The sequence below is a fragment of the Microcoleus sp. D3_18a_C4 genome (assembly GCF_036702415.1).
Lineage (GTDB): Bacteria > Cyanobacteriota > Cyanobacteriia > Cyanobacteriales > Microcoleaceae > Microcoleus.
Window position 1 is genome coordinate 61,265 of the sequence record NZ_JAUBTI010000028.1, and the last position, 10,235, is coordinate 71,499.

9 protein-coding genes are annotated in these 10,235 nt (G+C 45.4%); 7 read left to right on the forward strand and 2 right to left on the reverse strand.

Going from position 1 to position 10,235, the window contains the following annotated elements; genetic code table 11:
- Positions 1 to 39 precede the first annotated feature (39 nt).
- Positions 40 to 252, forward strand: a complete 213-nt coding sequence (locus QUB16_RS15125) for an Hfq-related RNA-binding protein (RefSeq protein ID WP_333097600.1) — start codon at positions 40 to 42, stop codon at positions 250 to 252.
- Between the two features lie 188 nt (positions 253 to 440).
- Here QUB16_RS15125 and QUB16_RS15130 read toward each other — a convergent pair whose 3' ends face one another.
- Positions 441 to 2,756 (reverse strand): cation:proton antiporter domain-containing protein, encoded by a 2,316-nt coding sequence (locus QUB16_RS15130; RefSeq protein WP_333317222.1) that lies wholly within the window; start codon positions 2,754 to 2,756, stop codon positions 441 to 443.
- A gap of 116 nt (positions 2,757 to 2,872) precedes the next feature.
- Between QUB16_RS15130 and QUB16_RS15135 the strand changes: the two genes are divergently transcribed.
- Positions 2,873 to 3,970, forward strand: coding sequence for an acyltransferase (locus QUB16_RS15135; RefSeq protein ID WP_333317224.1), 1,098 nt, complete (start codon positions 2,873 to 2,875; stop codon positions 3,968 to 3,970).
- Positions 3,971 to 4,534: 564 nt separating this feature from the next.
- On the opposite strand, the gene QUB16_RS15140 is transcribed toward QUB16_RS15135, so the two are convergent.
- A complete protein-coding gene (locus QUB16_RS15140; RefSeq protein WP_333317227.1) occupies positions 4,535 to 5,659 on the reverse strand; it encodes a formylglycine-generating enzyme family protein in 1,125 nt (374 codons plus the stop codon).
- Between the two features lie 108 nt (positions 5,660 to 5,767).
- Here QUB16_RS15140 and QUB16_RS15145 point away from each other — a divergent pair, with 108 nt between their 5' ends.
- The 5 genes from QUB16_RS15145 to QUB16_RS15165 all read left to right on the forward strand — a co-directional run bounded on the left by QUB16_RS15145 (position 5,768) and on the right by QUB16_RS15165 (position 9,783).
- The gene (locus tag QUB16_RS15145; protein WP_333317228.1) at positions 5,768 to 5,995 is read left to right on the forward strand and encodes a hypothetical protein; all 228 of its coding nucleotides are present in this window, start codon (positions 5,768 to 5,770) and stop codon (positions 5,993 to 5,995) included.
- Positions 5,996 to 6,057: 62 nt separating this feature from the next.
- A complete protein-coding gene (locus tag QUB16_RS15150; protein WP_333317230.1) occupies positions 6,058 to 6,555 on the forward strand; it encodes a hypothetical protein in 498 nt (165 codons plus the stop codon).
- Between the two features lie 64 nt (positions 6,556 to 6,619).
- A complete protein-coding gene (locus tag QUB16_RS15155; RefSeq protein WP_333317232.1) occupies positions 6,620 to 7,525 on the forward strand; it encodes a D-hexose-6-phosphate mutarotase in 906 nt (301 codons plus the stop codon).
- A 451-nt stretch (positions 7,526 to 7,976) separates the two neighbouring features.
- Positions 7,977 to 9,503 (forward strand): phosphomannomutase/phosphoglucomutase, encoded by a 1,527-nt coding sequence (locus QUB16_RS15160; protein WP_333317234.1) that lies wholly within the window; start codon positions 7,977 to 7,979, stop codon positions 9,501 to 9,503.
- A 52-nt stretch (positions 9,504 to 9,555) separates the two neighbouring features.
- Complete coding sequence (locus QUB16_RS15165; RefSeq protein WP_333043850.1) at positions 9,556 to 9,783, forward strand: hypothetical protein; 228 nt, start codon at positions 9,556 to 9,558, stop codon at positions 9,781 to 9,783.
- The last annotated feature ends 452 nt before the right edge of the window (positions 9,784 to 10,235 follow it).

Genomic DNA, 10,235 nt, shown 5'->3' on the forward strand with positions numbered 1-10,235 from the left:
TATGGTTTAAGGTAATATTTGACTATATTTTTCTGAACTATGTCTGAATTTGAAACCGGATTGCCCAGCGTTCGCTTAATACAAAGCTACATCAAAGACAAACAACAGGTGGAGATCAAACTCCTTACCGGCGACTTACTAGCGGGCAGAATTTTTTGGCAGGATAATAGCTGCATTTGCCTCCTCGATCCGTCAGAAACACAAATTCTGATCTCGCGGCCAGCAATTGCTTATCTCAAACCCAACGGCTGAGGAGAGTGGGAGAGGGGGAGAGGGGGAGAGTGGGAGAGGGGGAGAGTGGGAGAGTGGGAGATTGGGAGAGTGGGAGAGGGGAAAAATCTTCCCTCTTCCCTCGAACCTCTTCCAACTTCGGTCTTCCTGACCTCCGTTACATCCGTTACATCCGTTACATCCGTTACAGAATCCGTTGCCGAACTTCCCTAATCGCTAAACAGCTTTTCACTGACTTGGGCCTTGACCAAAGGCAGCTTGAAAGCAGGTTGCGGCACCGGCGGTGAGGCCGTCCGCTGCATCAAGCCGAGCTCGTAGAAGCCGCCGCACAGCAGCAAACGATCGCCTTCTTGCAAATTGCTACTTCCGTCCGGCCAGCGAGTAAATTTCCCTTCCCGGCGGATCGCCCGCACCTGCACCCCGTACTGGGTCAGCACATCTACCTCTGACAGTTTTTTGCCCGCCCAAGGGCTGTTTGCTGGCAGCCTCAGCCACTGGCAAGAACTGTCGCCCTGCGGAACTGCAACTTCGCCCTTCGCCAGCAACTCAAAACTGATGAGTTCTTCGGGTTCTCCCACTACAAAAAGTCGATCGCCAGACTGCAAAGCTGTCTTCCCGTTGGGATAATCAATTTCCTCGCCATTCTGGCGGACGATCGCCATCACACTGACCCCTGTCAACTGCCGCAAGTTAGTTTCTTCCAGAGTCATGCTGGCGATGGGAGAACCCGACGGCAAGTTGTACCACTCGCTGTTCATATCTCGAACCGCCACTTTCAAATCCCGCGAAACCGCCAAAGGTTCGCGCGCTGGCCGCAATTCCAGATAGCGGCTGCTGCGAATTTGCTGGACATCCCGCGCGATCGTCATTGCCGAGAGCCCCATGCCAGCCAGCAAGTGGGAAGACAGTTCTAAACTGGCTTCAAACTCCGGCTGCACGACTTCCCATGCCCCCAGTTGGTAAAGCAGTTCGATGTCTTTATCTTGGTTCGCGCACACCACAATATCCAAATCCGGGACTAATTCTAAAGCCCGCTTCAGACACAAGCGAGTGCTCATGGGATCGGGAAGGGCGATCGCCATTGCTTTTGCCCGTTCCACCCGCGCGGCTTCCAATACGTGCAAGCTGGCAGCATTCCCGTAAATGTAAGGAATTCCTTGAACTCTGCACTCTTGAATTCTACTTTCTGACTCATCGATCACCACAACAGAACAGTTACGGCTTTGCAGCATTTTGACTAAAATTCTGCCGACTCGCCCGTAGCCGCAAACCACAACATAATTTTGTTCCGGCAAAGTTTCAGCTATTGCCACAGGTTGAGATGTTTCGTCAAAATAGCGCTGCAAAGGCCCGAAATTTTCCGCCCATTTCAATAACTGCGGCACGCTTCTCAATACAAACGGAGTCAGCACGAGGGTGACGGCTGTTGTTCCTAAAATTAACAGGTAAACGTTCCGCGAAACCAGCCCCATAGCTTGGCCGGCACTAGCGAGTACAAAGGAGAATTCTCCTATTTGAGCTAAGCCCAAACCTGCGATCAATGCTGTTTTTAGCGGATAGCCAAATAGTCGGACGATCGGCGTTATTATCAAGAATTTGCCGACAAATACTATAAATACCAGTCCCAGAATTACTTCTAGATGGTTCCACAGAAACATCGGGTCAATTAACATTCCGATGGTGACAAAAAATAAGGATGCAAAAATATCTCGCAAAGGCTCGACATAAGTTAGAGTTTGGTCGGCATATTCCACCTCCGAAATCATTAAACCCGCCACAAATGCGCCCATCTCGATCGAAAAACCCAAATATTCTGTCAGCAGCGCAATCCCTAAAGCCAAAACCACAACTCCCAGCAAAAACAGTTCCCGGCTTTCTGTTTGCGCGAGGTATCGCAGCAATTGCGGTACCATCCAAATGCCGGCGACTACAGCACCGACAGCAAATAACCCGATCCGCAGCAGGGCCCACGCTACCGTCATGCCGATGGCTTCTGCTGGCTGATTGAGTGCGGGCAAAACTGCTAGCATTAGCCCCAAAGCCAAATCTTGAACTACTAATATTCCCAGCATGACTTGACCGTGGGAAGTACCGGATTCATTGCGTTCCATCAAGCATTTCAGGACGACTGCGGTCGAGGAAAGCGACAGAATCGATCCTAAAAACACGCCTTGAGCGGGCGATTCTACCCACCCTACAGCCAAGGAAATTGCAGTAGTAATGGCGATCGTCAGCACAATTTGCAAGCCCCCCCCGCCCAAACTAATGGCTTTTACTTTCTGGAGTTCGGCGAAAGAAAATTCCACTCCCAAGGCAAATAACAGAAAGGCAACCCCAAATTCAGCCAGGGTGTCTACCTGAATTAATTCTTTAATCAGCCCCAAACCTGCCGGCCCAACTACGATCCCTCCCAGCAGGTAGCCGAGAATTACCGGCTGCCGCAACAGCGATGCAAAGAGTCCTCCTGCTGCGGCAGCAGCGAGAACTAGAACTAAGTCAACGATCAGTCGGAAGTCTTCTTGCACAACTTTATGAAAAAAGTATAAAGTTATATTATAGTGTCTAATGTGTTGACTATGTTTAGCGCGTTGACTATAGTTGAGGGACAAGCGCAACAGTCACTCTTGACCAAGGTATTCTCATGATGACACAGAGTTCCACTCCTCACAAAAAGCTTAAGCTGTTGCAAGTTTATCGAGGGATTGCCGCTGTATTGGTGGTAATGTTTCACCTCAACGAAATCAGCACGGGTATATTAAATCAAGTTACTTTTTTTAATTTATTTCAGGGTGGGTGGAGCGGTGTTGATTACTTTTTTGTATTGAGCGGTTTTATCGTGGTGTATGTTCACCGATCGGCGATCGGTAAAAAAGACCAATTAAAATCTTTTTTAGTCAAGCGCGCCGTGAGAATTTATCCCATATACTGGATAATTACTCTGACAGTTTTGTGTTTTTTTCTAGTAATTCCCGGTTTTGCTAACAATCAAGATTTAGGTTTAGGATACATAATTGGCTCGCTTCTCTTGATTCCTCAAAATGAACAGCCCATTCTCTTGGTAGGTTGGACTTTAATTTACGAATTATATTTTTACTTCCTGTTCAGTATAGCTATATGGTTGAAACCAAAACATTCTGTACCGATACTTTCGACTTGGCTATTTGTCACGCTTCTACATTTTTGGAAAATTGTAACATTCCCCAACTCTTTTGTCTGGCTGGCTCTAGTATTTGGGGGTATGAATCTAGAATTTGTTTTGGGCTGCATGGCTGGGTATATTGTGATTAAATATAACAATAAGATCGGCAAGTACAGGTGGATATTGTTTGCGATAGCAAATTTAGGATATGTTATTTTAGGAATCCTCATCGCATGGAGAAACATAGAGTTCCGGCGCGTCCCTACTTTGGGAGTGCTAGCAGCTATGTTAATCATTGCTGCTACCTCGATAGACCTCAAGGATTCCCCTAAAATTCCTTATCTTTTAATTTTCTTGGGAGATGCCTCCTACTCGATATTTTTGACCCACGTGCCGCTGATTTTAGCAATGACAAAAATTTTGCAAAAGGCGAATTTAGGAAAATATTACGACGGTTTCTTTGCTCCGGCTCTACTGGCAGTGTTCGCCGTAGTTTTCGGTTGCATATTCTACTCTTTGATAGAAAAACCCTTGACAGTTTTTCTGCGTAAAAATATTGTTGAAAAAATGTTTCATCCCAAAGCAGAAGGCCGAATCTAACCATCCCAGGAGATACCCGAGAATTACCGGCTGTCGCAACAGCGATGCAAAGAGTCCTCCTGCTGCGGCAGCAGCGAGAACTAGAACTAAGTCAACGATCAGTCGGAAGTCTTCTTGCACAAGTTTATGAAAAAAGTATAAAGTTATATTATAGTATCTAATGTGTTGACTATGTTTGGCGCGTTGACTATAGTTGGGGAGCCAGGACAACTGCAACTATAGAACCAGGTATTTTCTGATACCAAAGAGTTTCACTGCTCAAAAAAAGCTTAACCTCTTGCAATTTGAGCGAGAGATTGCGCCTTTATTGGGGGTAATGTTTCACCTCAACGAGATGAGCGTGGTGAGATTAAATCAAGTTACTTTTTTTAATCTATTTCTGGCGGGGTGGAGTGATTTTAATTACCTTTTTGTAGTGAGTGGTTTTCTCAGGGTGTACGTTCACAGATATGCGATCGGTCAGAGAAATCAGTTAAAATCTTTTTTAGTCAAACGCCCTGTGAGAATTTATCCGATCTACTGGATAATTACTCTGACAGTCAAGAAGAACCCTTGCTGGAAAAACTAGGAGGGGGAAGAATACGACGACATGGCTACGCGAACACCCTCTATCAAAGAAGAGCCGATGCCTTCTTGATACGGGCTGTGACACAGGTGCAAGATGCGATTGAACCACTTGGGATCTGTATGGCCGAGAGAGTCAAGCTCCATCCTTGTTAAGAGTGAGATAATACCGCCTGTAGATTCGGGGCCTTTATCGGTATTATCCAAGCCACTATTGCCACACCACTCCGCAACCTTGCCGTGCATATCGTAAAGTCCAAAAGCATTAGGCGGAAAACTCCCCACATCCTTTATTTGGCGTTCAAAACCCTGCGGTGCATCAAAGTCGAGATGATTGCCGTCACGGTTAACTTGTTGGATAATTGACAAATAATCACCCTCAAATGGGGCTGCTGTTGCATCGGCACGACAAGCATATTCCCATTCTGCTTTACTCAGAAAACGATATTTTTTACTGGTTTTTTGCGATAGTTTTCTACAGAATCTAAATGCCTCCAGCCACGATACATTTTCAACAGGACGTTTTTCGCCTGTGAAACTCGATTGGTTGGTTCCATTTCCCATAACTGCTTCCCACTCTGCTTGGGTGATCGGGTATTTGCTTGCATAAAAAGCGGGTATTGTGACTTGAGGCTTCCCACCTTCCCCATAATCTCTATATCTATCAACTTCTGTTACTGGCGACTCTACCATCAATGTGCCACCGGGAATGTAAACCATTTCCAACACAATTCCATTTCCTAGGTCTTCGGGGAAGTAGAAAGCAAACGACTTGCTGCGGCTGCTTTCTCGTCCATTAGAATTAACAGTGATGACATCAAAATCAAAAAAATAGTTTTGTAAATGTTGTTTTATCTTCTCCTCATTTCTATCTTTCAGTAGTGAATAGACAGCTAATTTAACCTGTACTGACTCATCCTGCAATGCTCCCAGTATCAAATCTAATCCTGCATCTCCATATTTGAGCGCATCGGAGAGTGCAGCGATTCTAGCTTCGACAGAGGGCAAAGCCAATCGGCTTTTAACGCCGGCAATTCCTCCCTGTACCGCCGCACCGACAGGAATTGAATTTTGCCCCCCCTTGACTGCATCGTATTCTCTGGGTCGATCGCGATCGCTTGGCATAGCATTTTAACCTCTGTAATATCTACAACTGTGGCATTTAAATAATAAATATGTCAAATATGAAAAATTTATAATATATTTGACCTAAGAGTTTCTGTGTCATGTTAAATGCAGCGCACGGAAGTGAAATATCTCAGTATTTTCCCACAATCCCAGATGATTGGCTGCGCTCGCCCTCCACTCAGAATGACAAAATTATACCGCGATCGAAACCGTGAAACATCCTCTGATGCAGCTTTGCTACAAAGTCAGCAAATAGCGCCTTGCACTCCGCTAAATCGCGATACATTTGCTGACTTGGCGCAAGTCGTAATAGTGCGTTATCCTTGGCGGTGAGAGGGTACTAAAATTAGAATTTTTGGGTAACATTAGCCAGACAAAGATTAAGCATATCCGTCATGACAGCGACTGCGAATCGAGCCAACTGCGGACAAAGTGCGAAAATAGTTGCGGGTGCTATTTTTGGATGCAGGCTATTGAAAGCAAACATGAAGAAGGCGATTTTGAGCGGGGGAACGATCGCGAGCATTCTCAGTTTGGTATCCCCGGTACAAGCTTTGCAGGTGAAGGTGACGCCGGCAAATCCCGAACTAGGAGATACGCTGTCAGTAATGATTCAGGTAAACAGCAGCAGCGGAACTCCAACGGTTTCCCTACAGCAAAAAAACTACCCAGCTTTTCCTACGGGCAACAATCGCTTTCGGGCCCTGCTGCCGACGACGCCGCTCGATCGCCCCGGTACCCGCCAAATCCAAGTGGCGGAAGACGGAAAGGTGCCAAATTTGAGCGTGCAAGTGCGCGATCGATCGCACATCGCCTCGCGATCCGTTGGCACTCCCCATCCGTTTCTCGGACTGCATCGTTGTGTCGATCGCACCTTCCCCCGTCCAACCTAACAATCTAACCAATTTAGCAACCATAATATCGGATAATTGTAAAGCAATTCACCAAGCCAAAAGCATGAGTATTGACCAATTAAACACAGACTACGGCATTGCCGGGAACCTCACCTTCGCCACGGGAAACGGTGGTTTCCCGATGATTCACATCGACAACGGTCAAGCCAAAGCCTTAATTTCTGTGTATTCCGGTCAAGTGCTCTCCTTTCAACCAGCCACCGAAACCACAGACTTGATGTTTGTCAGCGAAAAAGCCTACTACGCCGAAGGGAAAGCCATCAAAGGCGGTATACCCATCTGTTGGCCCTGGTTTGGCCCAGATCCCGAAGCCTTGGGGCGTCCGAGTCATGGGTTTGTGCGGAATCGCCTCTGGAATGTGCTAGAAACCGCCACAACCCCAGACGGCGCAACCAAAGTCACTCTCGGACTCAAGGATACCGATGAAACTAGAGCAATTTGGCCCCAAGCCTTTGAACTGGCGATCGAGATTACGATCGGCACAACCCTCACTGTAGAATTAATCACCCGCAATCTAGGCGACAAAGCATTTCCCCTCACCCAAGCTTTCCATACCTATTTCCAAGTCGGCGATATCAACCGCGTGCAGGTTTTAGGTTTAGAAAATAGCCAGTATCTTGATAAAGCGGATGGTGGTGTGGAAAAAACTCAAGTGGGTGCAGTGGTAGTAACAGGTGAAGTCGATCGTATTTATCTTGATGTCACCAATGAATTAGTCATTGACGATAGCGCCCTCAATCGCCGTATTCGCATTAAATCATCTGGTAGTAAATCCGTCGTAGTGTGGAATCCTTGGGTGACAATTTCTGCAAATATGGCCGACCTTGATGATGCAGATTATCAGCGTTTACTCTGCGTAGAAACGACCAATGCAGCTACAGATATTGTGGAAGTTCCCGCTCATGGTGAGTTCCGCTTGCAGGCAATTTACAGCGTTGAACCCCGCTAAGGAATCACAGCTTAATCTCAGCGGTGATTGGTCAGAAATTCCCCGTAAGCTGTTCCACATTTCAATTGGATAGTTGGCGCGTTGCTCAAATCCCACCCACAAGACTGGGATTGTTTCTTTAAATACAACTTAAATGCCGATTAGCTGATTGAATTGAAAAACTCTGTCACCCTAATGACTAATAATTTCATGTCCGATCGAGTGACCGCGATTAAAAGGGCGGGTTTTTGAGATTGTCAATTATTAGCAGATATTTTTTGTGAACCCGCCCCTACCGTATTAGGTAATCGACCGGACATGATATAATACCAAATCCAAAATTTCTCCCCTGTTTATTTCTGAGTCAGCGAAAGACGTTCGGCAAAATTGAGTCGAACGGGCCGCAGAGGAAAGTTTGTATAATCGGTTTCAACCGCCGACTCCGATCTTTTTAGTTACCCTCAATATTATTATGCAAATCTTCAACTGGACAAAACTTCAAAATGGATCAGACATTCGCGGTATCGCCCTCGAAGGCGTCCCCAATGAAAAAGTCAACCTAACGCCCGAAATTGCGACAATCTTAGGTAAATCCTTTGTCAGTTGGCTGGTGCAAAAAGTCAATAAACCTGCGGCCGAATTAACGATCGCGATCGGGCGTGACAGTCGCCTATCAGGGCCAACCTTAATGCAAGCAGTCATGGAGGGAATCGCCTCAGTTGGTGCAACCGTGTACGACTTTGAAATGGCCTCAACCCCCGCCATGTTTATGAGTACCATTACCCCTGGCTTTGATTGCGACGGCGCGATTATGCTCACTGCTAGCCATTTGCCATTTAATCGAAATGGCTTAAAGTTTTTCACTGCCAAAGGTGGGTTACAAAAGCAGGATATTACAGATATCTTAACACTAGCCCAAAGCAATTACTTTCAGCCAGCCGCATCGCCCGGTAACATTACAAAGCATGATTTTATTTCTGTTTATGCTAACCAATTTGTCAAAAATATCCGGGAAGCCGTCAATCATCCAGATAATTTTGAGCAACCACTAACAGGATTAAAAATTGTTGTGGATGCGGGTAATGGTGCTGGCGGTTTTTATGTTGATAAAGTCTTAAAACCTTTAGGTGCAGACACCACCGGCAGTCAGTTTTTAGAACCTGATGGTACTTTCCCCAATCATGTGCCAAATCCCGAAGATAAACAGGCAATGCAGTCAATTTGTCAAGCGGTAATTGAACATCATGCTGATTTTGGGATTATTTTTGATACCGATGTCGATCGCAGTGCGGCCGTCGATCGAGTTGGCAAGGAACTCAATCGCAATCGCTTAATTGCCTTGATTTCTGCCATTATATTAAAAGAACACCCAGGCTCTACCATTGTTACCGATTCTATCACCTCCGATGGCTTGACACAATTCATCGAACAGGATCTAAAAGGGATTCACCACCGCTTTAAACGCGGGTACAAAAATGTGATTGACGAGTCGATTCGCCTCAATGAAGCCGGACAAGAATCATGGCTAGCGATTGAAACGTCTGGACATGGAGCTTTGAAAGAAAATTACTTTCTGGATGATGGCGCTTATTTGGTCAGCAAATTATTGATTGAATTGGCTAAGTCAAAGCTAGCAAATCAATCTTTGCCAGAGTTAATTGCGAATTTAAAAGAACCCGAAGAAAGTGCCGAATTTCGGATTAAACTTGGTGTAGATGATTTCAAGGCTCACGGCGATCGCGTTATTGAACAACTGCAACAATTTGTCTCAACGCAAGCAGACTGGAAAATAGTTCCCAATAACTATGAAGGTTTGCGAATTTCCTGCACCTCACCTAGCGAATCCGGCTGGTTTCTGTTACGCTTATCACTCCACGATCCGGTGATGCCTTTGAATGTTGAGTCTAATGTTAAGGGTGGTGTTGCTCACATAGTGCCTCGGCTTTTAGCTTTTTTCCAAACAACAGAATCCCTTGATTTTTCGGCACTATCGATCTAAGTTTTACTCGTGTCAGACTATTAGTAAACCAAACCCAAGGAGGAATTTAATCATGTGGCTTTTAATCATAAAATGTTCTGCTGAAAGCTGGGATACCCATTCCAAAGCTTTCAAAGCCATTGCTGCCAAATATCCGGCCACGCCTTCCTCTTCCAAAAAGATGAAAGGCGATGGTCAACGCATCATGGAATATCAGCTTGAGAATGTCAATGATGTAGAGGAATTTATGGAAGAATGCTTGACCTTAGATGGTTTCACCGCTGCCTTTGAATCCCTCTAATTCTAGGTGATAGATTATAGCCATTCTCAATTTTTATCTCATACCATTTTAGATGTGAGATTTTAAAATTGGGAATTAATACTATTTACTCAAAAATTAGGCTACAATAACTAGAGAGTTTTAGGAAGGTTCTCCGAAAATAAACTGCCACGAAAGAATTGATTTAAGAGCAGAGGAGTTAAAAATAATTTTGTGGTAAGCTGCTACGCATTTAAATTGAATCCAGAGACGGGCAGGATGCCCGTTCCACAATAATTATAGAAAACTTGACTGTCAAATTAGGTGTACAACAGCTTAGCGCCGTGAACTATAACTAATATTAATTATTAAAAGTTATGCAACAGTAGCTAGGACTGATAAAATATAATCCCATCCGCTTAGGAATGAGAATTAAATAACTTCCACAAGTTTGTGGGATGGGCGTCCCGCCCGTCCTTTTTGGACGGGCGGGA